Here is a 24,763-nt window from a genome sequence, read left to right on the forward strand (position 1 = left end):
GTTATCCTAGCGCCAGCTGTTTTTCTTTCATTTGATGCAGCTGGTCGCGGAGCCGGGCAGCCTCTTCGAACTCCAGGTTTTGCGCTGCTTCGAACATGGCATCTTCGATCTTGCTGATGGCGGCCAGAAGCTCCTGCTGGTTCATGGACGCCACATCGTATCCGCCTGATGGCTCAGCCACTTTACGCTCGCTACCCTTACGGCGATTGCCCTTTTTACCCGGCGTTTGGGCCGCTTCGAGGATGTCCGCCACGGAGCGCGTGACCGTTGTGGGCGTAATACCATGCTTTTCATTATGCGCCATCTGTTTGGCACGGCGTCGCTCGGTCTCATCGATCGCTTTACGCATGGAATCGGTGATTCGATCACCGTACAGAATCGCCTTGCCGTTGGCATTGCGTGCGGCACGACCAATGGTTTGGATCAACGAGCGTTCAGCGCGCAGGAAGCCTTCTTTGTCGGCATCCAAAATGGCGACCAGCGATACCTCAGGAATGTCCAACCCTTCCCGAAGCAGGTTGATACCCACCAGGACATCGAACTTACCCAGCCGCAGGTCTCGGATGATCTCGACACGCTCGACCGTATCGATATCGGAGTGCAGGTAGCGCACCCGGATATCGTGCTCGTCGAGGTAATCCGTCAGGTCTTCCGCCATGCGCTTGGTCAGCGTTGTCACCAGCACGCGCTCGCCAACGGCGTTACGTAAGCCAATCTCCGACAGCAGGTCGTCCACCTGCGAACTGGCCGGGCGCACTTCGATCTGCGGATCCAACAAGCCCGTTGGTCGCACGACCTGCTCGACGATTTGACCTGCGTGCTCGGCCTCGTAAGGCCCAGGTGTCGCCGACACGAAAATCGTTTGGGGTGAGATCGACTCCCACTCCTCGAACTTCATCGGCCGGTTATCCAACGCGGACGGCAAGCGAAATCCATACTCCACCAGCGTTTCTTTACGCGAACGGTCGCCTTTGTACATCCCTCCCACTTGAGGCACGCTGACGTGTGACTCGTCGATAAACAGCAGCGCATCATCCGGCAAGTAGTCGAAAAACGTGGGAGGCGGCTCGCCAGGAGCACGGCCTGAGAGGTAGCGCGAGTAGTTTTCAATCCCGTTGCAGTAGCCCAATTCGAGCATCATCTCGATGTCGTAGAGCGTTCGCTGCTCTAGCCGCTGAGCCTCTACCAGACGCTCGTGATGACGCAGCCACTCCAAGCGCTCTTTGAGCTCGGCTTTGATGGCGTCGATAGCTTCAAGAATGGTTTCTCGGGGCGTCACGTAGTGGGACTTCGGGTAGATCGTCATGCGAGGTACTTGACCACGAACATCGCCGGTCAGCGGGTCAAACAAACGAATAGAGTCGATTTCGTCGTCGAACAGCTCGACGCGCACCGCCTCTTCGTCCGAGTCCGCTGGAAAAATATCGATGACATCGCCCCGCACGCGGTAGGTACCGCGACGGAAATCCATATCATTACGGGTGTACTGAAGCTCGGCCAAACGGCGCAAAAACGCACGCTGATCGATCAGTTCACCGCGTGTAAAATGAAGACGCATCTTCAAGTACTGATCGGGGTCCCCCAAACCATAGATCGCCGATACGGAAACGACGATCAGCGCATCCCGACGCTCTAACAGGGCTTTAGTAGCGGACAAGCGCATCTGCTCGATATGGTCATTGATCGAAGCGTCTTTCTCGATGAACGTATCTGAAGAAGGCACGTAGGCCTCTGGCTGGTAGTAGTCGTAATACGAAACGAAGTACTCGACGGCGTTATCAGGAAAGAACGACTTGAACTCCCCGTAAAGCTGGGCTGCTAGCGTTTTGTTGGGCGCCATGACGATCGTGGGTCGTTGCAACTGCTGAACCACGTTGGCCATAGTGAAGGTTTTACCCGAACCGGTGACACCAAGCAGCGTCTGATGGGCAAGCCCGGATTCCAAACCGCTAATCAACCCGCGGATGGCCGCAGGCTGATCGCCCGCAGGCTGAAATTTTGACTGCAGACGAAATTCCTTGCTCATCTTTGCTCCTATTGGTGAATGGGCCTACACGGTGTGGGTGGCTATCTCGATCGTCGCCTGGGTCATCAGGCGTTGGATCGGGCAGCGATGGCTTATCTCCTCCAGTTTAGCGCGTTGCTCTGGAACGCTGATGCCATGAAGCTCTAACGTCACGTCCAGCTTGTAGTGACCTTGGCGTTCGCCGCTGTCATCGCGCTGCACTGTGACGGTCACCCCTTCCAACGGCCACTGCTTACGTTTGGCGTACATTTGGACCGTGATCGCCTTGCAGGTTCCCAGCGCAATATCAAAATAGTCATGGGGATCTGGAGCGCTTTCATCTCCTCCTACCACCGTAGGCACGTCCGCGAAGAGGTCATCCATGCCGTTGACCTCGACGCGCTGACGAAAGGCGCTATTTCGTTCACTGATCACCACGATAGGCAGATGCATTTACGATACCTTGATGCGCAGGTTGAGTTTTTCAATGGCCTTGATGAGAGCGTCTCGTTTCGCGCGCCCCTCCACTTCTGCACCATAGCGCCCCACTTCAGCGCTATCGACGCCATCCAACATCATCAGAGCGGTGGTAATTTTGTTGACTTGTTCTGCGGTGGTAACACCCTGAAAACTCAATGATTGAACTGCCATGAAACGTCCTTTTGAGGAAAAGTGTTTGCCTAGGTTGCGTCGTGGTAACCGGCAACGACCATTACCTATGCAAACCTGATACAGAATGAAGAGTCTAGCATGCCGTCAAGGCCTTGCAATCCAACAAGTCTGCCCACATTTTGATAAAGATCGACGATGCTTACCCACAATGTTCAGGAGCGACCATGACCATGGAGAAGACGCCGCCCTCTAGTGCCGTACGTTTGGATCAATATGCTGCACTGGATATCAAAGGGGCCGATGCGGAGAAATTCTTGCAAGGTCAAACCAGCGCGCAAGTGGGATTGGCAAACGGCTCGTTTGCGCCGCTTACCTGTTTTTGTACCCCAAAGGGCCGCATGTTGGCCAACGGACAGCTGTGTAGGCTCGAGATGAATCATTATCGGCTGATTCTCGACGCCTCTCTGGCGAATGATCTGGCCAAACACCTGAACAAATTTGCCGCTTTTTACAAAGCGGAGTTATCAGTGGCACAAAACATCATTTTCGCAGGCGCCAGTGAGTCAGCCGAAAACTTGGCCTATTGTCTGGGCGTGACGTTGCCAAAGCAGCCCTACACCCACGCCACTAGCACGTCTGGCACGGTGCTACACCTCCCAGGGTCTCCTCGTTGGCTATTCATGTTCGAAGAAGAGCCTCAAAATCTCTTGACAGACAGCGAGGCATTGCTCAACGCCTGGAAGCTGTCAGATATCCGTAGCGGACTGGCGTGGCTCACGGCCGCTCAGCAGGACCAGTTCCTACCACAAATGCTGAATTGGGAAGCGTTGGGCGGGATTAGTTTCAAGAAAGGGTGCTATACCGGCCAGGAGGTCGTTGCCCGCGCCCATTTCCGCGGCCAAGTCAAGAAGCGCCTCGTGCACGCCCGCGCGCACACTGCCTCGCTGCCCGAGCTGGGTGCCACCCTAATGGATGAGAGCGGTAAATCGTTAGGCGAAGTCGTCAGCAGTGCAACCAGCGATGATCAGCACATCGAGCTTCTGGCCGTAATGAATACCAAGGTGATGGAAGACGGCGTGACCGTCTATTGGCAGACAACACCTCTTACCTTGCAGGCGCTTCCCTATCCGATCGAGCGCTTGGACCCTGAGCAGATAGCCGCTCAGCTTGCTCAGAACTGATCGTCTAATGCAAACAGCCGGGCGGCGTTGGCACTGCTCAATGCCGCCACGGTTGCGAAGCGCTGTTTTCTCAACTCTGCCACTACCTTCGCCACCTGCGCCACGTGCGAAGGTTCGTTGCGCTGGCCTTGGTAGCCACTTAACGGCATATCGGGGCTATCGGTTTCCAGCACGAACCCATCATCAGGCAATTTTGTCACTACGCGGCGTAACTTTTGAGCACGCTCATAGGTCACCGCCCCCCCCAATCCCAGCATGTAGCCCATATCCAAAAACTTGGCGGCCTGTTCGTAGGAGCCAGAAAAGGCATGAACGAGCCCTGCCCTTGGCAACGCTTGTTGGCGCAACCGCTGACTGACATTGTCATTGGCCTTGACGCAGTGAACCACGACCGGTAGACGGCTTCGCTTGGCGATAGAAAGCTGGGCATCGAAGTAGTGCCACTGAGCGTCCAGACTATCAATAAAACGACCATCGATACCGCACTCACCAATCGCCACCGGCCGGTCCTTAGGCGCCCCCTCGAGCTGCTGGGTGACCAGCGCCTCGAGAGCCGTCAAATCATCTGGGTGATGGTGCTCAATGAAGTAAGGATGAAGCCCGAGACAGATGCGGACATCGTCACGCTCGCCGAGCGCCAGCACATGCGGCCAACGCTGCCGCACCGTCGCAGGCACGATGAAGCGGCAGACGCCCACGGCCTTCGCAGCGGCGATGACGGCATCACGGTCCGTCTCGAACTCCGCAACGTCCAAATGACAGTGGGCGTCTATCAGCATCTATCCCCCTTGCGGATATTAATGCTCGCGGGTTGGCTGGAAACGAATGTCTGGCCAGCGCTCCTGGGTCATTTGCAGGTTGACCCGCGTCGGCGCGATGTAGGTTAGATAGCCACCACCGTCGATAGCCAAGTTGGCGCTTGCCTTACGCTTGAACTCTTCGAGCATTTTCGCGTCGTCACAATAGACCCAGCGTGCGGTTTGCACATTGACGCCCTCGTAAAGGCAGTCGACCTTGTACTCCTCTTTCAAACGGTGGGCGACCACATCGAACTGAAGCGTACCCACGGCCCCCAGAATCAGGTCGTTGTTGTCCATCGGCATGAATACCTGCGTAGCGCCCTCTTCAGAGAGCTGCTGCAGGCCTTTTTGCAGCGCTTTCATCTTGAGAGGATCCTTTAGGCGAACCCGCTTGAAAAGCTCAGGAGCGAAATGAGGGATCCCCGTAAAGCGCATATCTTCACCGACGGTGAACGTATCGCCAATCTGAATCGTGCCGTGGTTATGTAAGCCGATGATATCGCCAGGCCACGCCTCCTCTACCTGAGAGCGGTCCGAGGCCATGAACGTCAGGGCATCGGCGATCTTGACGTCTTTACCAATGCGCACATGGCGCATTTTCATGTTCTTTTCATACTTACCCGAACAGACGCGCAGAAACGCAATGCGGTCACGATGATTCGGATCCATATTGGCTTGAATTTTGAAGACGAAACCAGTGAATCGCTCGTCTTTCGCGGTCACTTCGCGGGTATCGGTCTCGCGAGGTTGTGGTGATGGCGCATGCTCAACGAAGCCATCCAACATTTCACGCACGCCAAAGTTACCCATGGCGGTACCAAAATAGACCGGCGTTAGTTCACCACGACGATAGGCTTCTAAGTCGAATTCGTGAGACGCGCCGCGCACCAAATCGACCTCCATGCGAAGCTCTTCGGCTTGCTCCTCGCCCAGGATCGCGTCTACCTCAGGGTTATCCAATCCCTCAATTCGCTTATCCTCAGGAATACGGTTGCCTTGCCCTTGCGTGTAAAGATGGATGACATCATTGTAGAGGTGATACACCCCTTTGAAATGGCGCCCCATCCCGATCGGCCACGTCATCGGCGCACACTGAATATTGAGGACCGTTTCGACCTCATCCATGACTTCGATGGGATCGCGTATATCGCGATCCATTTTATTGATGAACGTCAGAATGGGCGTCGTGCGCAAACGACATACTTCCATCAACTTGATCGTGCGATCTTCGACGCCTTTCGCGCCGTCGATGACCATCAGCGCAGAATCCACCGCTGTCAGGGTACGATAGGTATCTTCGGAGAAATCCTCGTGACCCGGCGTATCCAGCAGATTGACGATACGGCCGCCGTAAGGAAACTGCATCACGGAGGTAGTGACCGAAATACCGCGCTCCTGCTCCATCTTCATCCAGTCGGACGTTGCGTGGCGATCATTACGTTTACTTTTCACCGACCCCGCCAGCTGAATGGCATTCCCGAACAGCAGCATCTTTTCTGTGATCGTGGTTTTGCCGGCGTCAGGGTGCGAAATAATCGCAAAAGTACGGCGCAGCTCGGCTTCGCGCGCTATTTGGGCGTCAGACATGGAGTTCTCTAAGAAGGTGCAACGTGATGACTTAAAACTTGGCGCCAAATCCTCGACGCAATAGGCCTATGGTAACGCAAGTCGCCTACAACGGCATACCACCACGTGAGTAACGTCCAGTGCACAAAAAAACGCCGACAGTGTCGGCGTTTGGGTCTATTGAGGCAAGCACTCAACAAGAGCAAGCGTTAGGCGTAGGTATTCACTTGGGTGCCCACGCTACCCTCTTGAGCAAGGTTCGGCTGAGCACCGGTGTCAGCAGAGGCCAACACTTCAGTGATTTGCTCAGCTTGAACGTCCAGAGCCTCGCGGAACATTTGCATTTGCGCTTGCTCAGCGGTTTGCGCCTGATTCATGTACAGCGCTGTGCTGACGGCATTACTTGCAGCTACATCCATACTACACCTCGCTCCTATAGATGACATTCATAGCCTAGCAAACCCAAACCGACGGAGCCATGTTTCTCCCGCGTGATTATGTAAAGACGTGCGACAAGGCGTTTAAAAGCGATCCGCACGGAAGGGGCTCATATCGATGGCCGTTGGTTTATTTTCCATCATATCCGCTAGTAATTGGCCAGTCGCAGGTCCCAGAGTAAATCCTTGGTGGCCATGGCCAAACGCAAGCCAAAGGCCGGGATGGCGCGGTGCTGGGCCAATGACGGGTTTCATGTCCGGCAGGCATGGACGAGCCCCTTTCCATGCCGCACTGTCCTTGCGTTCCCCAAGTGGAAAGATCGAGCGCGCGACTTTCTCAGCAGCGCCCAACTGCTCTTCATCGGCAGGGGATTCAAGACGGTCCAGCTCCGCGCCAGTGGTCAAGCGCACTCCCGCATTCATAGGTGCCAGCAAATAACCAACTTCGGCATCCATCAACCAGTAATTCAGCTTCGCTTCTGGCTGAGTCGCATAGTGCATGTGGTAGCCGCGCTTTACGAACGTTGGGAAATGGTAGCCCAGCGGCTTCATCCACTGGCCCGCCCACGGCCCCAAGGCCATGACGACTTGATCTACCTCTAACGACGCTGCGTTGGTCGTTACGGTCCAGCGCTCACCGTGCTGGGTGACGCCGGTAATATCGGCCTGTAACAACTCCCCACCCATGGCCTCGAATGACGTCGCATACCCCGCCACCAGGCCACCGGGGTCAGCAACGGTCCAGGGGTCGAGCCAGTGAATGGCACCAATAATGTCATCACCAAGCTGCGGTTCTTTAACGCTTAACGCAGCGCGGTCGAGCACAGCAAATTCGACGCCATAGAGTTCGCGGGCCTCTTCAGCTTCTTGAATGCGTTTATCGAGCTTCGCTTGAGTGCGATATATCTCCAACCAGCCCTCCTTACGCACCAAATGATCGGCCTTTGCCGCTTCGATCATCGGGCCATGGGCGTTTAGGCAAAGCTGAATCAGTGAAGCGTACTCGGGCACGATTTTTTTATAAAGCCGAGATGAGGAGTGGTGCCAGTAGCTCAGCAGCGGTGAAGCGGCATTGACCATTCCGGCGGGCCGGTAACGGATATCGACACGACGATTAGGCAACACGCTAAGGATGGTCTTCATATCGCGAGGAAACGGATAGGGCCGAACCGCCTCTCGCTGAATGATGCCCGCGTTACCAAACGAGGTTTCTCGGCCAGGTTGGCGACGATCGACCAGCGTGACTTGATGGCCACGTTTCTGCAGCTGCCAAGCAATACTGACCCCTACCATGCCTGCCCCCAACACCACCGTTTGACGCGCCATTTTGATGCACTCCTTTCTATCTGGATATTGTTCAGACTCATACTGTGAGCAGCATGGTTAACATATTGAAAAATATCACCAATCAAACCGCATTTGCACAGTCATAAAAACTGTTTTATCTATCATTTTTAGTCATTTATCACGCTTAAAGCGCAATAAAGGATGACTTCACTATCTGCGGCACAACAATTGCTTCATTACCATTAACACTACCTGAGCCACTCCATCGTTATGGACACTTTTAGGCTGGACGCTGCGTTCATGAGAAGCAACTCGACATTCTTTGCACCCCCTTCATGTCTGCGATGCACCAAAACAGTACAAGGAAAACACCATGGCCGATAGCTTCGACTCCACCTTGATCGACACGCTTTGGGTGCTATGGGCGGCAGCGCTCGTCTTCGTCATGCAAGCAGGTTTTCTCTGTTTGGAAGCGGGCACTACGCGCACGAAAAACGCCATCAACGTAGCAATGAAGAACTTGGCGGATTTTGCTATTGCCGTTAGCGTTTTCTGGCTAGCCGGTTTCGGCATGATGTTTGGCATTTCGCAAATGGGATGGCTAGGCAGCTCCCTGTTTGGCTGGCAATTGGAACCTACCAACGCATGGCTCATGACGGTCTTCGTCTTTCAGGCCATGTTTTGCGCCACGGCCGCTACCATCGTTGCAGGCGCCGTTGCCGAGCGCATGCCCTTCCTTGGCTATTTATGGACCGCCTTTTGGATTGCCCTATTGATTTACCCGGTGTTCGGCCACTGGGCCTGGGGCGGCTTACTGGGAGGCATGCCTGGCTGGTTGGCCACACTTGGCTTCATCGACTTTGCCGGGGCGACCGTGGTGCACAGTGTTGGCGGCTGGGTAGCCCTCGCAGCCGTAATCGTCATTGGTCCGCGCCAAGGGCGCTTTCAGATCGATCATCCCCCCACCGCGTTTCCAGCGGGGAACTTGCCGCTGGCAATGCTGGGGGCGCTCTTCATGATACTGGGTTGGTTTGGATTTAACGGTGGTAGCACACTCGCGCTGAATAGCTCCGTGCCTGGGATTATCGCCAACACCATGCTGGGTGCCGTAGGCGGCATTTTATCGGCCCTGCTGGTGGGCTGGCGGGTGCGCCGCTACGCCGATGTCATGTATGCCATCAACGGGGCCATCGCTGGTCTGGTGGCCGTCACGGCAGGTGCTCATGCGCTGTCACTCCATGCCGCCTTTTTACTGGGTAGCGTAAGCGGCGTGCTGATGGTACTGGCCAGCGAATGGCTGCTGAAAAAGCGTATCGATGATGCAGTAGGCGCCATCCCAGCTCATTTGGTTAGCGGTGTGTGGGGCACCCTCGCCCTTCCTTGGTTCGCGGACATGAGCAGACTCGGCAACGATGTTAGCCGCATGGAGCAATTTGGGACTCAACTACTCGGCGTGTTGACCTGCGGCCTTTGGAGTTTTGGCATGGCCTGGATGCTGTTTCGCATCACACGTCGCTTTCTTCCTCTGCGGGTCTCTGAGGACGCGGAAAAAATGGGGCTCAACCTCGCCGAGCATGGCGCCAAGAACGAACTCCACCAACTCCTCGAGCATATGCGCCAGCATGAAAGGCAGGGCGATATGCGCCAGCGGATCGAAGCGGACCCGTTCACCGAAGTAGGCGAAATCGCCGCTAGTTACAACCGTGTATCAGCGGCGCTGGAACGCGCAGTGGGACATACGCAGGTCATGCTGCGCAACCTGCGCGATGGTGTCATTACTTGGCAAGCCGATGGAACACTGACGGGACTGAATCCCGGCGCAGAAGCACTGTTCGACGTGGACGCCGAACAGCTGGTTGGTCGTCCGGTGACCACGCTGCTTCCCCATACCCCCCTCGCCCCTGGCGCTAAGCATGAAATCAAGCTTCGACTGGAGGACCAGCAAGTGCGTTACTTGGAACTCCAAATAAGTGAAGGTGCTATCGGCTCGGCTTCAGAGTGTTCTGGCATGGTGCGCGACATCACCGAGCGCAAGCAGCTTCAGGAGCAGTTGAATAGAGAGCGAGACTTGGCCCGTACCACGCTAGCGTCCATTGGCGACGGCGTGATCACCTGTGATGCCAGCGGTAACATTACCTTTATCAATGGTGAGGCCGAACGGCTAACAGGGTGGACGCTCACCGAAGCGACGAACAAACCGATTCACACCGTTTATCAGCTTCGCGACGAGCTGAGCGACGAGCCCATCAGCAATCCCGCGCGACAGGTATTGACCCAACATCGTGCGGTGCATTTCAGCGAACATTGCCAGCTACTGCACCATAGCGGCAAACGCGTGCCCATTCAGCACAGCGCTGCCCCGATTCGTTCGAGGGGTGGCCTGACTCTTGGTGCCGTGGTGGTGTTTCAAGACGTTAGTTTGACCCGACAACTTTCGGAACAGCTCAGCTACCAGGCGACCCATGACAATCTGACAGGGCTCCTCAATCGGCGAGCCTTCGAGACGCTGATGACCAAACTGCTCACCCAGGAGGAGAAGCACCACCACGTGCTCTGCTATCTCGATCTGGATCAATTCAAGATCGTCAACGATACCTGCGGACACCTGGCGGGGGATGAGCTTTTGCGACAGATAGCGTTAAAACTGAAAGCACACGTTCGGGATAGCGATACGGTTGCTCGTCTAGGCGGGGACGAATTTGCGCTCGTCTTGACTCACTGCCCGATGAAGAAGGCCAATATCATCTGTGAAGCGATTCGTCGCGATATCGAACATTTTCGCTTTGCATGGCAAGGCCACACCTTTGGCATTGGCGTTAGCATCGGCTTGGTCGCGATGACGCCCGAGCACGCCATGCGTCTGTCGGACATACTCCACGCCGCCGATGCTGCGTGCTATACCGCCAAGGAAGCGGGTCGAAATCGTCTTCATTGCTACCAACCGGACGATCATCTGCTACTAGAGCGTCATGGAGAGTTGCAGTGGGTTCAGCGGCTGCAAAATGCCTTGGATAACGATACATTTCGCTTGTTCGCACAGCCTATTACCGCGGTTAACGGTCATCACTCAGGCTATCGAGAGATCTTGCTGCGCTTGGAGGAGAACGGCACACTGATCGCTCCTGGCAGCTTTCTACCTGCCGCTGAACGCTATCACTTCATGCCCCGCATCGATCGCTGGGTGGTGCGCAATACGCTCGCCTGGCTGAGTGACCGCCATCGCTGCGCTGAGGGAGATACCATTGGCCAGTGGGGGATCAATTTATCGGGGGACTCCCTATCAGACAGCGATTTTTGTCAGGAGCTGATACAGCACGTGCGTGGTGCCAGTCTGCCTGACGGCACCCTATGTTTCGAAATTACCGAAAGCGCTGCGATTGCACAGCTCTCCAAGGTGAGCGAACTGATTCAGTCGCTCAAATCTCTAGGCTGCCGATTTGCCCTCGATGACTTCGGCACCGGTCTCTCTTCTTTTAGCTACTTGAAGCAACTCTCCGTCGACTACCTCAAAATCGATGGCAGCTTCATCCGCAATATTCATACCGATCCTATCGATCGCGCGATGGTAGAAGCCATTCATGCGGTTGGGAAAGCTCTGCACATCGACACGGTAGCCGAATACGTCGAACATCAATCGACATTGGACACGCTGCGTTCACTGGGAATCGATTACGCGCAGGGGTATTTACTGGGTCAACCGGAGCCCATCACCGTGACAGCGGAGGGACGGATAAAAGTCATGCCGAGATAAACAAAACGGCCGAACAAATAAGAAGAAGCACAAAAAGGAAGGAGAAGAAAAGAGGGAAAATATGAGAGGCAAGAAAACAGCGATCAGGTTAATGGGGTGGATGATGGGGATCGAACCCACGACCACCGGAGCCACAATCCGGGGCTCTACCACTGAGCTACATCCACCACAACCTGTAAAACAATACGCTTGTTCGTCAATGGGGTGGATGATGGGGATCGAACCCACGACCACCGGAGCCACAATCCGGGGCTCTACCACTGAGCTACATCCACCACTGACGAAAGCGCGCTTGATAACATCCGACTGGAAAACAAACACGGATACGTATTTGATTGGCACGCCCAGCAGGACTCGAACCCGCAACCTACGGCTTAGAAGGCCGTTGCTCTATCCGGTTGAGCTATGGGCGCACATGATGTATCCAAAGAATACGGATGAGCACTTGACCACAACCAAAATTTGGAGAAGCAGATTAACACCTTCCGTTTTAGGCAAGTGGTCGGGATGGAGGGATTCGAACCCCCGACATCCTGCTCCCAAAGCAGGCGCGCTACCAGACTGCGCTACATCCCGATTGCTTGCTTTAGACGCTGCTGCGTGTCCCGTCTCAAGCGAGGCATATATTACTATTTCTGATTTTAAAGTCAACACTTAAAGTGATTGATTCGCTGGGCGCTTTGCCTTGATGTCCTACCATGCGAAAATCGCCTTCTCTTTAAAACGCGCCTTGTCGTCGGCGCTTGTCATTGCTTCGCTTTTAAACCGCATAGGGATCTCATTACATGACCGCCCAACTCATCGATGGTAAAGCCATCGCCGCTAATGTCCGTCAACGCGTGGCCGATCTCATCGCGGCGCGCCAGCAAGCGGGCGCTCGCGCTCCCGGACTAGCCGTTGTCGTGGTCGGCGAGGACCCCGCCTCTCATGTTTACGTCAACAACAAGCACCGTGCCTGCGAACAGGCAGGCATCCTCTCTTTTCAACATGCGCTACCTGCCGACACCTCGCAAGAAGCGCTCGAGACGCTGGTGGACCAATTAAACGCTGATCCCACTGTCGATGGCATCCTGGTTCAGTTACCGTTGCCAGCCCATTTGGATGCTCGACCCATTCTCGAACGTATACGCCCAGATAAAGATGTCGACGGCTTCCACCCCTACAACTTGGGTCGACTGGCTCAGCGACTCCCTTCGCTACGCCCCTGCACGCCCAAAGGGATCATGACCATGCTGGCCCAAAGCGGTGTCGAAGTGCGCGGACTCGATGCCACCATCGTAGGCGCTTCCAATATCGTTGGTCGCCCCATGGCGTTGGAACTCATGTTGGCGGGCTGTACCACGACGGTATGTCACCGCTTTACACAAGATTTGGCCAGTCACGTCAGCCGCGCTGACTTAGTCGTCGTCGCCGTGGGCAAACCAGGTATCGTCAAGGGTGAGTGGATCAAACCGGGTGCAGTGGTCATCGATGTAGGTATCAATCGCCAGGCAGATGGCACTCTCGTAGGTGATGTAGATTTTACCGCCGCTGCCGAGCGCGCTAGTCACATCACGCCTGTTCCGGGGGGGGTGGGCCCCATGACGGTCGCCACACTGTTAGAGAACACGTTAGAAGCGGCTGAACGCCACGACCAGCAATCGTAAAGACCGAATGCCCTTCGATTGTACTCAACGCATCAGGACGGAGAATACCCGTGCAACGCATTGGAATTATTGGCGCTATGGCGCAGGAAGTGAGCATCTTAGCGGGACAGCTCGAAAACGCTGAACGCTACGAACACGCCGGTTTCGTCTTTCATACCGGCACGCGCCATGGCCTAGAGATCGTCATTTTGCAATCGGGTATCGGCAAAGTGAACGCAGCGGTAGGCACGGCCATTTTACTCGAGCGTCACCAGCCGGATGCCATTATCAATACGGGCTCAGCAGGCGGTTTTGCCACCGATTTGGCCATTGGTGATGTGGTCATTTCCGATGAGCTTCGCCATCACGATGTCGATGCCGTCGTCTTTGGCTACGAATTAGGCCAGGTGCCCGGCATGCCCGCCGCTTACCCTGCGGATAAGCGCCTACGCGAGATCGCTCGTGGCGCCATTGCCGCTCTGGGAGAAGTCAACGTGCGTGAAGGGATGATTGCTACAGGCGACGCGTTCATGGCCGATCCAGATCGAGTAGCCGCCACACGCGCTCAATTCCCCTCCATGCTTGCCGTCGAGATGGAAGGCGCGGCCATTGCCCAAACGTGCTACCTCTATGACTGCCCTTTCGTGGTCATTCGCGCCCTCTCCGACATCCCCGGCAGCGGCGACAATCACCTCTCTTTCGAGCAGTTTCTCGATACCGCGGCCGACCACTCTTCGCGCATGGTCGATCAAATGCTGTTGACATTAGGACAGCAGTAAACCCGGCTCATATTCGTCGCTCGCCCATGCATAAAAAAACGGAGCCACCCAGGCTCCGTTTTCCATTGAAAGTGCTTTGTTAAGAGCACTTTATGTGAGCACTTATGCTACTTAGCCGCTACTTCTTCATCGCCCAGGCCAACGTCTCGCCCGCCAGTAATGGCACGATGGTTTGTCCAGACGCATAGGGATAACTCGCTGGCAGCGTCCATTCACGACGCTCGAGAGTGATGCTATCCGCATTCGGGGTAAGGCCGTAAAAGCGTGGCCCATTCAAGCTCGCAAACGCTTCCAACTGGTCGAGGGCCTGCATCTGTTCGAAGGCAGTGGCATAGAGCTCGATGGCGGCTGGGGCGGTGTAAGCACCCGCGCAGCCACAGCTGGACTCTTTGTCGCCCTTGGCATGGGGCGCGCTATCGGTGCCTAAGAAAAATTTATGGCTTCCGCTCGTAGCGGCTCTCAACAGCGCTTGGCGATGCTGCTCGCGCTTTAAAATGGGCAGGCAATAGTAGTGAGGGCGGATACCACCAGCCAACATCTGGTTGCGATTGAAAAGAAGGTGGTGAGCAGTAATAGTAGCCGCCACGTTATCAGGCGCGCTAGCCACGAACTCCGCCGCCTGCTGCGTGGTGATGTGTTCGAATACGACTTTCAAGTTAGGGTGTCGCGCCAACAACGGCTTCATAACGCGCTCGATGAACACCGCTTCCCGGTCAAAAATATCGATCTCATGATCGGTGACCTCTCCATGCACCAACAGCGGCATACCCAGCTTTGCCATCATGGCAATGGTGGCGTCGCAGTGAGCAATATCTGTCACACCCGAGGCAGAGTTGGTCGTGGCCCCTGCTGGATATAGCTTCACGGCTTTGACGATACCACTCTCGACGGCACGCTCGATCTCCTCGGGCGGTGTCGTATCCGTCAGGTAAAGGACCATCAACGGCTCGAAGGTGCTGCCTTTGGGCAAAGCGGCAAGGATGCGCTCGCGGTACGCGACGGCCTGCTCTGTCGTGGTCACCGGTGGTTTTAGGTTCGGCATGATGATCGCGCGACCCATTTGTGCGGCGGTGTGCCCCACCACGGCACGAAGTGCCTCATCATCACGCAAGTGTAGGTGCCAATCGTCAGGGCGGGTCAAAGTAATAGCGTCCACGGCGAATCCTATTGATCTGGGTGAAGGGGATCTGCGAGCGGCCACAGTATACCCAATACGCCGTTAGGATAAATCTGCGCGTGCTCCCACAGGTCCGCGCAAGTGTCGTATCATGACGCCACGCTGTAAGATCAAGGATTCAGTTGTTTATGCAGAACGTACGCCGCTATGCAGATTTCATTGCCAGCCTGGAAGGGTTGGCATGGCTGGGGCTTGCATGGTCCATTTCCATATCGATGCACCGTCAAAGCACCGAACCGACACTTGCGGTGATGTTCGTCGTGGCAACGCTGGTACTCTTTAGCTGGGCACATAGGCCGCTACGCCACTTACTGCGTCGCTATCACATTCGCAAACGCCGCACCGACATGTGGATCCACACGCTTGCCTTGCCGCTATTGCTAGCCATGTTTTTTCATATCATGCTGGAGGCACTCCTCGGTTCGGCGTGGCTTCCTCCCAAAATATTGCTGTTCAACCTGCTAGCATCGGCGGGTTGGCTGACGTTTGTCATGACACTTTTCATCAAGTTCGTCATTCATAGCGTCAAAACATCGAGCAAATAAGTCGAACCATGCCTACTGCCCTGCCCTTACCGCTCTCTACGCCCAATCGTAACCTGGTTCGGCTTACCATCGTTCGGGGGATCACCTGGACGGGCTTTTTGATGGCCATCATCGTTGGCATCGAACTCCTGGCATTCGACCTACCCGTCACGGCCGTAGTGAGCGTGGTCATTGCCATGGGGCTGCTCAACATTGCCACTTGGTGGCGGTTAGGCCGACCCAAGGCCGTAAGCCATGGCGAGTACCTATCGCATCTCTTGGCCGATATCGCCGGATTGACACTGCTGTTCTATTTTTCGGGTGGTTCTACGAACCCTTTCATTACGTACTACTTGGTCCCTGTCACCATTGCAGCTGCAACGCTGCCTTGGCGGCACGCCTGGATCATCGCAGCCTGTGCCATGGCCGGTTACAGCTTCTTGATGTTTTACTATCACCCGATTCCACAGCTGGGCCATATCAGTAGCGAAGGACCGCTGAGCCTGCATATCTTGGGCATGTGGCTCAACTTTGGACTGTCGGCTGGGCTCGTGACGTTTTTTATCTATAAAATGGCGCATGCACTGCGCAGTCGTGACAAAGCGCTATCGCGTACTCGTGAAGCCGCCCTTCGTAACGAGCAGGTACTGGCCGTTGCCACCCAAGCGGCGGGCACTGCCCACGAGCTGGGCACACCTTTGTCGACGATGGCCGTCCTGCTCAAGGAGATGCAGGCCGATGCAACAAGAGATAGCGCACTGGAGGAGGATATCGCGCTGTTACGTCAGCAGGTCGATATCTGCAAGTCACGCCTGCAGCATTTGGTGACGAGTGCCGACCGTCGGCGCATGGCCGAGCCCGAAGTGCTGGACGCCGAAGTATGGCTAGCGGGCGTGGTGCAGCGCTGGCTGGTCATTCGTCCCGATGTCAGTCATCGCTTCGACGTCGCAGAGCGCCGCGGCCGACCCTGGCTAGCGGTAGATGCCACGCTGGACCAGGCGCTGACCAATTTATTGAATAACGCGGCAGACGCCAACCCTGAACACATCGCGATTCGTTTGGATTGGCAAGACGACAGCGTGATCATCGATATACGCGACCACGGCCCAGGCGTGGCCATGTCGATTGCCGACCAGCTAGGTGATACGTTCGTCTCGACCAAAAGCAAAGGGTTGGGCATTGGCCTGTTTCTCACCCATGCCACCATCAACCGCTTCGGCGGCGGCGTAAGCCTGTACAATCATCCCGAAGGTGGAACGCTGACCGAGGTCACGCTGCCACGCGGCTCAGCGCCCAACTAAGCGGAGGCAACAGTGATCAAGACAAACGAGGGAAGTATGCAGAACCAAGCGCAGCGCCTGCTGATTGTCGATGACGATGAGATGTTTTGCCACGTACTGAGCCGCGCCTTGACCCGGCGAGGATTTGAGGTCATGGTCGCGCATGATGCCGATCAAGCGCTGAGCACTGCGTCACACTTCAAGCCGACCATGGCCACTCTGGACCTGAAGCTGGAACACAGCTCTGGACTCAAACTGCTGCCCGATCTCCTGTCTGCCGTGCCCGATTGTCGTATCGTGGTGCTGACCGGCTATTCCAGTATCGCGACGGCAGTCGAGGCCATCAAACTGGGCGCCATCAACTACCTATGCAAACCAGCGGATGCAGATGATGTGATGACAGCGTTCGAGCATCCTGATGCCGATCCCAATGTGGAATTGGCAGACAACCCTCCTTCCATCAACCGGATCACCTGGGAGCATATTCAAAAAGTGCTACAAGAGCACGACGGCAATATCTCAGCGACAGCTCGGGCACTGGGCATGCACCGCCGCACGCTGCAGCGCAAACTGCAAAAACGTCCGGTTCGCCGCTAAGCTTTTGAGCCTGCTCCCCCATGAGTCTTTTAGGAGAGCAGGCAATCGGCACTGTTTAGTGCGCCGTCCAACCAAGGTCGATGTTCCAGCTAGCCCCCGTCACGGCCCCTGCCGCGTCCGAGGTCAGATAAGCCACCAGCTGAGCCACTTCGGATGGTTCGATGAGGCGTTTGACGGCGGCATTTTTGAGCATGATCTTCTCGATGACCTCTTGCTCATCCATATGATTGAGCTTCGCTTGATCCGCGATCTGATTATCGACCAGCGGCGTTTTCACGTATGCTGGGCAAATCGCATTTGCTGTAATGCCCTGCTCGCCACCCTCCAGCGCTGCGGTTTTGGTCAACCCGATCATGCCATGTTTGGCGCTGATATACGCCGCTTTGCCTGGTGACGCCACCTGCGCATGAATAGAAGCGATGTTCACCACACGGCCCCAACCCTTCTCACGCATGTAAGGCCAGGCGGCCTGGGTGAGCAGGAAAGGGGCTGTCAGCATCAGATCGATGATTTGGCGCCACTTCGCTTCAGGAAAAGTCTCGATCGAAGCAACATGCTGAATGCCTGCGTTATTGACGAGAATATCCACGCCACCAAAACGCTTGACCGCCTCGGCGATCGCGCCACGACACGCATCGGGATCGGTAAGATCCGCTTGATAGAACGCGGCACCTGCTGCCTCCGCAATCTCTTTACCAGCCGGGTTGAAGTCGACGGCCAATACTTGATGCCCCTGCTCACAGAAATGTCGAACGACGGCTTCCCCGATGCCACTGCTGGTACCCGTTACCACGGCAACCCGTGGTGTTGTCGCTTTTTGCGATGCCATCCCAGTTTCCTTTTATGACGTACATGAAAATGAAGAGATAAACGTTGGTGAGTATAGGAGCCACCTACTGCTTCTGCCTACTCGGGCGACGCATAAGCAGCGCTGGGCTGCGTCATCAACTGCTGCATCATGCGCTGGGCGAAGCGAGCCGTTTCTTGCAAAGACTCTAGATCGCTCAAGTCATCCAGTATTTTTCGCTTGTAGAGCTCGATACCCGTAGACAAACGCTCCAACACCAACGCATAACGGCCAGATGGCAGCGCCAGCACACACTGCGAATCCAGCGGAGCCTGTAACGTAGCCTGTTCCGGTAACGCCACCAACCACAGCTCACAGGGGGTAATCAGTGCACCCGCCATGACGCTAGCACCGCTAATCCGCGTGTCGAGATGTTGAAAACAGAGAGCATCCACCCCTAATCGAGGGTTGAAGTGCGGCTGCTGCTTCAGCGTTGCCAAATGATCATCGCGATAACACTTAGCCAGCTCGGCTAAATGTCCATACTCATGCGGTGCCAAGGTCTGCATGGATTCTCCTGATCTATGTCGCTGATTGGTGTGCTTTATAGCAAACGTAGCGTGGCGCTATTGGCTAAAAAGCGCTCCCTACGCCACAATGAGCATCGATTTTCATTTAACGCTCATATCGTAAAGGAGTCACTGCCATGTTTGTGGTCATTTTTGGGCGCATGTCGTGCCCTTTTTGCGTTCGCGCCAAACAACTTGCCGAGCATCTTGAAAACAGCGGCAAGATCGACGGTTACCGCTATGTGGACATGCCCTCAGAAGGGGTCACCAAGGACGATATCGCCAAAACGGCGGGTAAGCCCATCCATACCGTTCCTCAAATCTTCGTCGATCAGCAGCACGTCGGCGGCTATACCGAATTTGATCAGTTCGTGCGTGAAAAACAGCTGCTGGCTTCCTAATAGGCGTTAGATTGGCCGTTTAAGCCCGTTGAACCTGTCAATTCCTTGCTTGCCTATACTGACCTTTCAACTATCCGTTGACTTACGGACGTCTTTAGGCGGCGAGGATTCCCCATGCAGCGCGAGGAGTTTTTACAACAGCTGTGGCTGGACTACGTCCACACCCACCCCGATATCGGCAACTTAAGGTTATGGCCGCTCAACACCCAGGCAGAATACTTGACGCTGGTCACGCTGAATTACGGCCCCTTCGCCATGAATGCTCTAGGACTCCCTTTGGCACGCATGGGCTACCGCTCGGCGGGGTATTACGCCATGGCTGACAAAGGGCTGCTGATTCACTTGATGGCTCCCAGCGACGATACCAGTTGGCTGGTCCTTGCTGAGCTACAAATAGGCACGCTTTCGAAAGCACCCAGAGAAGCGTTGACGACGCTGGTGCATCAAAGCCACCCGGCTGATTGCAAAGGCCATAATCTTTTGTGCCGAGGCAGGCCCTGGCCGATGCCCTCATGGACACTCTACCGACAGCTATACAGCGCGCACCCACTAGCCGCTTGGCTTGCCGTCATGGGGCCTCGGCTGCATCATGCCGGTTTCGACTGCCATCGAATGCAGGCGCCCCTCGCCACCCTAAACGAACAGTTAGAGAAGGCCGGCATGCCGCCACTAAGTGGCCAACAAAACGGTGTCTTTTCCGTTTCCAATCTACTCGAGCACCGTTTTTACCCGGCGATGCCGCAAAAAATGGTCTTCAACGACGGCGACGAGCACCGCTTGTGCTTGGGTGGATTAGCCCTGATTCAAAAACAGGTCAGTGATGATCACGAACGTGTGGCAGAGATTTTGCTGCCCTTTCACACTCGCTGCGAAATGGCGTGAGCGCTCGCCCACGCCTTATGCTACTGAAAAAAAATGCTTATTCGTCGAACGTCATTTCCGGGACGTGATCTGGAACGATCAGTTTACCAGCGGTTTTCTCGACGATCTCTTCGACGCTAATGCCTGGCGCTCGCTCCTTGAGAATGAAGGCGCCATCTTTGATCTCCAAATAGGCTAGGTCCGTCAACACACGATTGATGCAACCAGCACCTGTCAGAGGCAAGTTACACTTTTCTAGCAATTTGGATTCGCCGTGTTTCGACGCATGGGTCATGGTGCAAATGATGTTTTCTGCACCTGCTACGAGATCCATGGCGCCGCCCATGCCTTTGATGAGCTTTCCGGGTATCATCCAGGACGCAATGTTGCCCTCTTGGTCGACTTCAAACGCACCCAGAACGGTCAAATCCACATGACCGCCGCGAATCATGGCAAACGACTCAGCGGAGGAGAAAATCGCCGCCCCAGGGCGGGCAGTAACGGTCTGCTTACCCGCATTGATCATGTCTGGATCTACTTCTTCCTCGGTGGGAAACCGCCCCATTCCTAACAGCCCGTTTTCGGACTGGAGCATGACATCCATGCCATCCGGGATGTAGTTGGCCACCAGCGTAGGAATACCGATACCTAGATTGACGTAGAAACCATCCTGCAATTCACGCGCTACACGCTGCGCCATTTGTTCACGAGTTAAAGCCATGGTGCCACCTCTTGTCTTAGTCCTGAGTTGATTGTTGGCGTTCTTCGCTTAACTGCGCACGGTGCGCTTCTCGATACGTTTCTCGAACGTACCTTGAATAATGCGATCGACGTAGATTCCCGGTGTATGAATCTGGCTGGGTTCCAGTTCACCTGGCTCAACGATCTCCTCAACTTCAACGACGGTAATTTTGCCTGCGGTTGCCGCCATGGGATTGAAATTCTGTGCCGTATGGCGATACATGACGTTGCCATATCGGTCGGCTTTCCAGCCTTTGACGATTGCAAAATCGCCTTTGATCGCCTCTTCCAAAATGTAATGACGTCCATCAAAGACCCGTACTTCTTTGCCTTCACCAATCGGCGTGCCATAGCCGGTGGCGGTATAGAATGCAGGAATACCCGCCCCGCCTGCCCGCATCTTTTCGGCGAGCGTCCCTTGTGGCGTCAGTACGACATCGATTTCGTCGTTCAACATCTGCTGTTCGAACAGGGCGTTCTCGCCCACGTACGAGGCGATAATCTTACTGATTTGGCGGTCCTCGAGCAGTACGCCCAAACCAAAACCATCCACGCCACAGTTATTGGAAACCACGGTAAGGTCTTTGACGCCACGACGTTTGATCTCGGCAATCAGGTTTTCAGGGATACCACATAACCCAAAACCACCGGCAATTACGGTCATACCGCTCTCGATGCCTTCCATTGCTTCTTCGTAGGAAGCCACACGCTTATCGAATCCTGCCATTGTCATGCCTCACGTTGTTGTTGAATACGGTTCGGTGTCGAGAATGCTGATTGAAACAGTGTAAGCAGCGTTAGCTCGGCTGTCGCCCTATTGCCAGTGTTGTCTCGGATGATATATTTGTTAAGTTTGTTTTTCTTATTAATTTATTTTAACAACTTATAAAGAGACGCCATGACCGTTAAGCAGCTTCGCGCCTTCTTGGCTGTAGCGCAAACCCTCAGCTTCACTCAAGCATGCGAGCGTCTGCACCTTTCACAGCCCGCCTTGAGCCTTGCTATCAAAGGGTTAGAGGATTCTCTCGGTGGAAAACTACTCATCCGCAGTACGCGAAGCGTGAGACTTACCCCCGAGGGAGCGTCCCTACTCCCTCTCGCCAAGCATTTGCTAGCCCAATGGGACAATACCGAAGAGCGGCTGCGTCAGCGCTTCACCCTCCAGCTGGGACGACTCAGCGTGGCCGCCATGCCCTCTTTTGCCGGTAACTTGTTGCCAAGCGCGCTGATCAAGTTTCGCCAGCAGTACCCTAAGATCAACGTCACCGTTCATGACGTCATCAATGAAGAGGTGATGGAGATGGTTCGCTCTCGGCAGGTAGAAATTGGCATTGCCTTCGCTCCGGAAGGCACTGGTAGCTTGAATTTTACGCCGCTTTTTGAGGATCGATTCGTTGCCGTCGTCTCCTCCTCCTCCCCGCTGGCGGGCTCCACCTCGCTCTCTTGGCAGCAGCTCCTGGCGCAGGACTTCATGACACTTCAGCGCCCTTCGATGGTACGGCGTTTATTGGAACAGGAACTCGGGAAGCGCCAAATGGCGCTTCCCGTCGCCTTCGAGAGCCATCAGCTAGCCACGGTGGGCCGTATGGTGGCGGAGGGGCTGGGGGTTAGCGCTGTCCCATCGATGTGCATTCGGCAAATGCATGAACTAGGGGCTCACTGCGTGCCCCTTGAAGCACCCAGTATCGCTTGTCGAGTGGGCATCCTCACGCAAGAAGAACTCTCGGTAGCCGCCCATGCGCTGCGCAGCGTTCTGTTGGAATGCATCAAAACACCCTCGCTGTTGGCGTCGTCCTAACATCTTGATGCGGTTATGCTGGGCAGCGTGACGTTGATCCATTAGCATTTATCCTAGAGCGCGTGTCGAGTAAGACAGGACACGCTGTCAGGTCGCTGTGAGGATTGTGGTATGCCAATCATAAAAGGGGGCGTTAGCATCTTGTTGCTGACGTTGTGCACGCTGTTTTGGGGCGTTCCCCTCATTTTGTTGACACTGCTGAAAGTCATCGCTCCTGGGCGGCGACAAAAGGAGTGGCTGCTGAAAGGGCTTTGTGCCGTGGCGCTAAATTGGATTGGCGTCAACTTATGGTGGATGCGACGCTGGCTCAAGCCCGATGTATCGATTGACGTGCCCGATACATTGAGTCCAGAACAGTGGTGGCTCGTCATTTCCAACCACCGTAGTTGGACCGATATTTTCATTCTTTTCATGGCGCTGCATCGTCGTATTCCCATGCCGCGCTTTTTCCTCAAGCATCAGCTCATTTGGATTCCCATCGTCGGCCTCGCTTTTTGGGCGCTCGAGTTTCCTTTCATGCGCCGCTTCAGCCGTGAACAAATTGCGCTAAATCCTAGACTGGCTACCGTGGATAGAGAATCCACCGAGCGGATGTGCCGCCGGGCACGACATGCGCCCATTGCGATCTTTAATTTTGTCGAGGGGACCCGCTTCACCGTCGCCAAGCGAGACGCTCAACAAAGCCCTTTTCAGCACCTGTTGCGCCCTAAAGCAGGCGGTATTGCCCAAGTATTGAGCCTTTTAGGCGACCAGTTAGATGGCATTCTGGATGTCACTATCAGCTATACCAACCCATCGCCCACGTTCTTAGGCTTTTTATGTGGCAAAGAAGCCCCCATTACGCTTAAAGCTCGGCAGATCGACATTCCGGAGTGGATGTCGACTGCTCATTACCATGACGAACCGCAGCACAAGGAACGCTTCCACGCATGGATCAATTCACTCTGGCAGGAAAAAGATACCTTGCTGGACCGCCTCAGCGACCACGTTTAAGCCACTGGCTGACGATTTGCGTATTGGCGAGCATGCTCGTTGGCTGTGCTGGCTCGTCGCCCTCTTCTTCGGGACAGCGCGTGCCTGCCGCCAGCTCGACGAGCAGTATCAGTGGTGACTGGGTAGTCGTTAGACGAGGCGATACGCTTGGTCAGCTCGCGGCGCGAGCCAACGTACCGCTGGAGCGACTCGAGCGCTTCAATCCGGGCGTCGACCCACGCCGTTTAGCGGTGGGACAGCGTCTACTCATCCCCACTCAGCAGGAACGAGCGCCTTCTGGCGGCCCTTACCGCTATCAAATTCGCCCTGGGGATACCTTTTCAGGCATCGCACGGCATTTTGGTACCACGTCCGGACGTATACAGAGCGCGAATCAGGGCACGTCGCCGACCGGGCTGCGCGTCGGACAAATTATCAGCGTTCCTCTCAGCAGTGCGGCCAGAACCACGCCGTCAAGCCAGCGTAACGGCTCACGAAGCACCAGCTCGTCGAGTGCTTCATCGGCGCCGACACCCGCACCCAGCGCGAGCCTGCCCGCGTCAGCGCGTCGTTGGCCATGGCCACTGGAGGATTACCGCGTAGTGCGCCGCTTTGGGGCGGATAGCCGCGGCACCCTGCAACCCATGTTACTCGCCACGCAGGAAGGTGCCCGAGCTAAGGCCGTCGCCCCCGGGGAGGTTCGTTTTGCAGACAGCATGCGGCAGCTTGGCGATGTCGTCATCGTTCACCATGCAGACAATTTGCAAACCGTCTATGCCCTTTGCGAACGAATATTGGTCCGCGTAGGCGATCAAGTCAGCGCGGGCGACGAGCTCTGCGAAGTGGGACAAAGCAACGCAACACAGCGCTATGATTTGTTGTTCGATTTACGCCAAGGAGGCAAACCCATCGATCCGCGCCAAGTACTGCGCTGACAACAAGTACTGCGCTGACAACAAGTACTGCGCTGACAAAAAGCCCCTCCACGATGAGGGGCTCTTCCACTATCTGAA

At 55.4% G+C, this 24,763-nt stretch carries 24 protein-coding genes and 4 tRNA genes; 12 read left to right on the plus strand and 16 right to left on the minus strand.

Features of this window, described 5'->3' with window-relative positions; all coding sequences use genetic code 11:
• Position 1 precedes the first annotated feature (1 nt).
• From uvrB to MHM85_RS00510, 3 genes are read right to left on the minus strand one after another with little or no spacing between them, the layout of a single operon-like run.
• A complete protein-coding gene (uvrB, locus tag MHM85_RS00500) occupies positions 2-2,026 on the minus strand; it encodes an excinuclease ABC subunit UvrB (protein WP_139527527.1) in 2,025 nt (674 codons plus the stop codon).
• Between the two features lie 24 nt (positions 2,027-2,050).
• Entirely contained in the window at positions 2,051-2,458 is a 408-nt protein-coding gene (locus MHM85_RS00505) for an OsmC family protein (protein ID WP_139527525.1), read from the minus strand.
• Positions 2,459-2,656, minus strand: a complete 198-nt coding sequence (locus MHM85_RS00510) for a hypothetical protein (protein ID WP_139527524.1) — start codon at positions 2,654-2,656, stop codon at positions 2,459-2,461.
• 185 nt (positions 2,657-2,841) lie between these two features.
• On the opposite strand from MHM85_RS00510, the gene MHM85_RS00515 reads away from it, so the two are divergent.
• Positions 2,842-3,798, plus strand: a complete 957-nt coding sequence (locus MHM85_RS00515; protein WP_239286381.1) for a folate-binding protein — start codon at positions 2,842-2,844, stop codon at positions 3,796-3,798.
• Here MHM85_RS00515 and MHM85_RS00520 read toward each other — a convergent pair.
• The 4 genes from MHM85_RS00520 to MHM85_RS00535 all read right to left on the minus strand — a co-directional run bounded on the left by MHM85_RS00520 (position 3,789) and on the right by MHM85_RS00535 (position 7,927).
• On the minus strand, positions 3,789-4,577 hold the full coding sequence (locus tag MHM85_RS00520; RefSeq protein WP_239286382.1) for a TatD family hydrolase: 789 nt from the start codon (positions 4,575-4,577) through the stop codon (positions 3,789-3,791). The genes MHM85_RS00515 and MHM85_RS00520 overlap by 10 nt on opposite strands.
• Positions 4,578-4,595: 18 nt before the next feature.
• Entirely contained in the window at positions 4,596-6,185 is a 1,590-nt protein-coding gene (locus tag MHM85_RS00525; protein WP_139527518.1) for a peptide chain release factor 3, read from the minus strand.
• A gap of 188 nt (positions 6,186-6,373) precedes the next feature.
• Positions 6,374-6,583 (minus strand): putative motility protein, encoded by a 210-nt coding sequence (locus MHM85_RS00530; protein ID WP_139527516.1) that lies wholly within the window; start codon positions 6,581-6,583, stop codon positions 6,374-6,376.
• A gap of 102 nt (positions 6,584-6,685) precedes the next feature.
• Positions 6,686-7,927 carry an FAD-dependent oxidoreductase gene (locus MHM85_RS00535; RefSeq protein WP_239286383.1) on the minus strand — a complete coding sequence of 414 codons (1,242 nt, stop codon included), beginning with the start codon at positions 7,925-7,927 and terminating at the stop codon, positions 6,686-6,688.
• Between the two features lie 334 nt (positions 7,928-8,261).
• Between MHM85_RS00535 and amt the strand changes: the two genes are divergently transcribed.
• Complete coding sequence (gene amt, locus MHM85_RS00540; RefSeq protein WP_139527511.1) at positions 8,262-11,639, plus strand: ammonium transporter; 3,378 nt, start codon at positions 8,262-8,264, stop codon at positions 11,637-11,639.
• Between the two features lie 92 nt (positions 11,640-11,731).
• On the opposite strand, the gene MHM85_RS00545 is transcribed toward amt, so the two are convergent.
• The 4 genes from MHM85_RS00545 to MHM85_RS00560 form a co-directional block, all read right to left on the minus strand.
• A tRNA-His gene (locus MHM85_RS00545) sits at positions 11,732-11,806 on the minus strand.
• Positions 11,807-11,839: 33 nt separating this feature from the next.
• Positions 11,840-11,914 (minus strand) — tRNA-His (locus MHM85_RS00550).
• A gap of 61 nt (positions 11,915-11,975) precedes the next feature.
• Positions 11,976-12,052: transfer RNA gene (locus MHM85_RS00555), tRNA-Arg, on the minus strand.
• An 86-nt stretch (positions 12,053-12,138) separates the two neighbouring features.
• Positions 12,139-12,215 (minus strand) — tRNA-Pro (locus MHM85_RS00560).
• A gap of 209 nt (positions 12,216-12,424) precedes the next feature.
• On the opposite strand from MHM85_RS00560, the gene folD reads away from it, so the two are divergent.
• Positions 12,425-13,285 carry a bifunctional methylenetetrahydrofolate dehydrogenase/methenyltetrahydrofolate cyclohydrolase FolD gene (folD, locus tag MHM85_RS00565; RefSeq protein ID WP_139527509.1) on the plus strand — a complete coding sequence of 287 codons (861 nt, stop codon included), beginning with the start codon at positions 12,425-12,427 and terminating at the stop codon, positions 13,283-13,285.
• A gap of 50 nt (positions 13,286-13,335) precedes the next feature.
• Positions 13,336-14,043, plus strand: a complete 708-nt coding sequence (gene mtnN, locus MHM85_RS00570) for a 5'-methylthioadenosine/S-adenosylhomocysteine nucleosidase (protein ID WP_139527507.1) — start codon at positions 13,336-13,338, stop codon at positions 14,041-14,043.
• 118 nt (positions 14,044-14,161) lie between these two features.
• Here mtnN and pyrC read toward each other — a convergent pair whose 3' ends face one another.
• Positions 14,162-15,199 (minus strand): dihydroorotase, encoded by a 1,038-nt coding sequence (gene pyrC / locus MHM85_RS00575; RefSeq protein WP_139527505.1) that lies wholly within the window; start codon positions 15,197-15,199, stop codon positions 14,162-14,164.
• 149 nt (positions 15,200-15,348) lie between these two features.
• Here pyrC and MHM85_RS00580 point away from each other — a divergent pair, with 149 nt between their 5' ends.
• The 3 genes from MHM85_RS00580 to MHM85_RS00590 are packed head-to-tail and all read left to right on the plus strand — an operon-like array spanning position 15,349 to position 17,621.
• On the plus strand, positions 15,349-15,765 hold the full coding sequence (locus tag MHM85_RS00580) for a hypothetical protein (RefSeq protein ID WP_139527503.1): 417 nt from the start codon (positions 15,349-15,351) through the stop codon (positions 15,763-15,765).
• An 8-nt stretch (positions 15,766-15,773) separates the two neighbouring features.
• Positions 15,774-17,045, plus strand: coding sequence for an ATP-binding protein (locus tag MHM85_RS00585; protein WP_139527501.1), 1,272 nt, complete (start codon positions 15,774-15,776; stop codon positions 17,043-17,045).
• A gap of 36 nt (positions 17,046-17,081) precedes the next feature.
• Positions 17,082-17,621, plus strand: a complete 540-nt coding sequence (locus tag MHM85_RS00590) for a response regulator transcription factor (RefSeq protein WP_139527499.1) — start codon at positions 17,082-17,084, stop codon at positions 17,619-17,621.
• 55 nt (positions 17,622-17,676) lie between these two features.
• Here MHM85_RS00590 and MHM85_RS00595 read toward each other — a convergent pair whose 3' ends face one another.
• Together MHM85_RS00595 and hybE are read right to left on the minus strand one after the other, a co-directional pair.
• The gene (locus tag MHM85_RS00595) at positions 17,677-18,450 is read right to left on the minus strand and encodes a 3-hydroxybutyrate dehydrogenase (protein ID WP_139527497.1); all 774 of its coding nucleotides are present in this window, start codon (positions 18,448-18,450) and stop codon (positions 17,677-17,679) included.
• A 77-nt stretch (positions 18,451-18,527) separates the two neighbouring features.
• Positions 18,528-18,977, minus strand: coding sequence for a [NiFe]-hydrogenase assembly chaperone HybE (hybE, locus tag MHM85_RS00600; RefSeq protein ID WP_239283283.1), 450 nt, complete (start codon positions 18,975-18,977; stop codon positions 18,528-18,530).
• A gap of 137 nt (positions 18,978-19,114) precedes the next feature.
• Between hybE and MHM85_RS00605 the strand changes: the two genes are divergently transcribed.
• Complete coding sequence (locus tag MHM85_RS00605; protein ID WP_139527494.1) at positions 19,115-19,378, plus strand: GrxA family glutaredoxin; 264 nt, start codon at positions 19,115-19,117, stop codon at positions 19,376-19,378.
• 114 nt (positions 19,379-19,492) lie between these two features.
• On the plus strand, positions 19,493-20,260 hold the full coding sequence (locus MHM85_RS00610) for a DUF1338 family protein (RefSeq protein WP_139527493.1): 768 nt from the start codon (positions 19,493-19,495) through the stop codon (positions 20,258-20,260).
• A gap of 37 nt (positions 20,261-20,297) precedes the next feature.
• On the opposite strand, the gene MHM85_RS00615 is transcribed toward MHM85_RS00610, so the two are convergent.
• Together MHM85_RS00615 and MHM85_RS00620 are read right to left on the minus strand one after the other, a co-directional pair.
• Positions 20,298-20,960, minus strand: a complete 663-nt coding sequence (locus MHM85_RS00615) for a CoA transferase subunit B (RefSeq protein ID WP_139527491.1) — start codon at positions 20,958-20,960, stop codon at positions 20,298-20,300.
• A 48-nt stretch (positions 20,961-21,008) separates the two neighbouring features.
• On the minus strand, positions 21,009-21,707 hold the full coding sequence (locus MHM85_RS00620) for a CoA transferase subunit A (protein WP_139527488.1): 699 nt from the start codon (positions 21,705-21,707) through the stop codon (positions 21,009-21,011).
• 171 nt (positions 21,708-21,878) lie between these two features.
• Between MHM85_RS00620 and MHM85_RS00625 the strand changes: the two genes are divergently transcribed.
• From MHM85_RS00625 to MHM85_RS00635, 3 genes are all read left to right on the plus strand, one after another.
• Positions 21,879-22,778: a LysR family transcriptional regulator gene (locus MHM85_RS00625; RefSeq protein WP_239283284.1), complete on the plus strand. Its 900-nt coding sequence runs from the start codon at positions 21,879-21,881 to the stop codon at positions 22,776-22,778.
• 111 nt (positions 22,779-22,889) lie between these two features.
• A complete protein-coding gene (locus tag MHM85_RS00630) occupies positions 22,890-23,771 on the plus strand; it encodes an acyltransferase (RefSeq protein ID WP_239283285.1) in 882 nt (293 codons plus the stop codon).
• Positions 23,772-23,803: 32 nt separating this feature from the next.
• Positions 23,804-24,685 carry a LysM peptidoglycan-binding domain-containing protein gene (locus MHM85_RS00635; RefSeq protein ID WP_219863852.1) on the plus strand — a complete coding sequence of 294 codons (882 nt, stop codon included), beginning with the start codon at positions 23,804-23,806 and terminating at the stop codon, positions 24,683-24,685.
• The last annotated feature ends 78 nt before the right edge of the window (positions 24,686-24,763 follow it).

This window comes from Halomonas sp. McD50-4, from assembly GCF_022348135.1.
GTDB lineage: Bacteria > Pseudomonadota > Gammaproteobacteria > Pseudomonadales > Halomonadaceae > Vreelandella > Vreelandella piezotolerans.

Excerpts from the sequence above, each read along its gene's own strand:
- uvrB (WP_139527527.1), bottom strand. The coding sequence starts at position 2,026 with ATGAGCAAGGAATTTCGTCTGCAGTCAAAATTTCAGCCTGCGGGCGAT.
- MHM85_RS00505 (WP_139527525.1), bottom strand. The coding sequence starts at position 2,458 with ATGCATCTGCCTATCGTGGTGATCAGTGAACGAAATAGCGCCTTTCGT.
- MHM85_RS00510 (WP_139527524.1), bottom strand. The coding sequence starts at position 2,656 with ATGGCAGTTCAATCATTGAGTTTTCAGGGTGTTACCACCGCAGAACAA.
- MHM85_RS00515 (WP_239286381.1), top strand. The coding sequence starts at position 2,842 with ATGACCATGGAGAAGACGCCGCCCTCTAGTGCCGTACGTTTGGATCAA.
- MHM85_RS00520 (WP_239286382.1), bottom strand. The coding sequence starts at position 4,577 with ATGCTGATAGACGCCCACTGTCATTTGGACGTTGCGGAGTTCGAGACG.
- MHM85_RS00525 (WP_139527518.1), bottom strand. The coding sequence starts at position 6,185 with ATGTCTGACGCCCAAATAGCGCGCGAAGCCGAGCTGCGCCGTACTTTT.
- MHM85_RS00530 (WP_139527516.1), bottom strand. The coding sequence starts at position 6,583 with ATGGATGTAGCTGCAAGTAATGCCGTCAGCACAGCGCTGTACATGAAT.
- MHM85_RS00535 (WP_239286383.1), bottom strand. The coding sequence starts at position 7,927 with ATGGCGCGTCAAACGGTGGTGTTGGGGGCAGGCATGGTAGGGGTCAGT.
- amt (WP_139527511.1), top strand. The coding sequence starts at position 8,262 with ATGGCCGATAGCTTCGACTCCACCTTGATCGACACGCTTTGGGTGCTA.
- folD (WP_139527509.1), top strand. The coding sequence starts at position 12,425 with ATGACCGCCCAACTCATCGATGGTAAAGCCATCGCCGCTAATGTCCGT.
- MHM85_RS00580 (WP_139527503.1), top strand. The coding sequence starts at position 15,349 with ATGCAGAACGTACGCCGCTATGCAGATTTCATTGCCAGCCTGGAAGGG.
- MHM85_RS00585 (WP_139527501.1), top strand. The coding sequence starts at position 15,774 with ATGCCTACTGCCCTGCCCTTACCGCTCTCTACGCCCAATCGTAACCTG.
- MHM85_RS00590 (WP_139527499.1), top strand. The coding sequence starts at position 17,082 with ATGCAGAACCAAGCGCAGCGCCTGCTGATTGTCGATGACGATGAGATG.
- MHM85_RS00595 (WP_139527497.1), bottom strand. The coding sequence starts at position 18,450 with ATGGCATCGCAAAAAGCGACAACACCACGGGTTGCCGTGGTAACGGGT.
- hybE (WP_239283283.1), bottom strand. The coding sequence starts at position 18,977 with ATGCAGACCTTGGCACCGCATGAGTATGGACATTTAGCCGAGCTGGCT.
- MHM85_RS00605 (WP_139527494.1), top strand. The coding sequence starts at position 19,115 with ATGTTTGTGGTCATTTTTGGGCGCATGTCGTGCCCTTTTTGCGTTCGC.
- MHM85_RS00610 (WP_139527493.1), top strand. The coding sequence starts at position 19,493 with ATGCAGCGCGAGGAGTTTTTACAACAGCTGTGGCTGGACTACGTCCAC.
- MHM85_RS00615 (WP_139527491.1), bottom strand. The coding sequence starts at position 20,960 with ATGGCTTTAACTCGTGAACAAATGGCGCAGCGTGTAGCGCGTGAATTG.
- MHM85_RS00620 (WP_139527488.1), bottom strand. The coding sequence starts at position 21,707 with ATGGCAGGATTCGATAAGCGTGTGGCTTCCTACGAAGAAGCAATGGAA.
- MHM85_RS00625 (WP_239283284.1), top strand. The coding sequence starts at position 21,879 with ATGACCGTTAAGCAGCTTCGCGCCTTCTTGGCTGTAGCGCAAACCCTC.
- MHM85_RS00630 (WP_239283285.1), top strand. The coding sequence starts at position 22,890 with ATGCCAATCATAAAAGGGGGCGTTAGCATCTTGTTGCTGACGTTGTGC.
- MHM85_RS00635 (WP_219863852.1), top strand. The coding sequence starts at position 23,804 with ATGCTCGTTGGCTGTGCTGGCTCGTCGCCCTCTTCTTCGGGACAGCGC.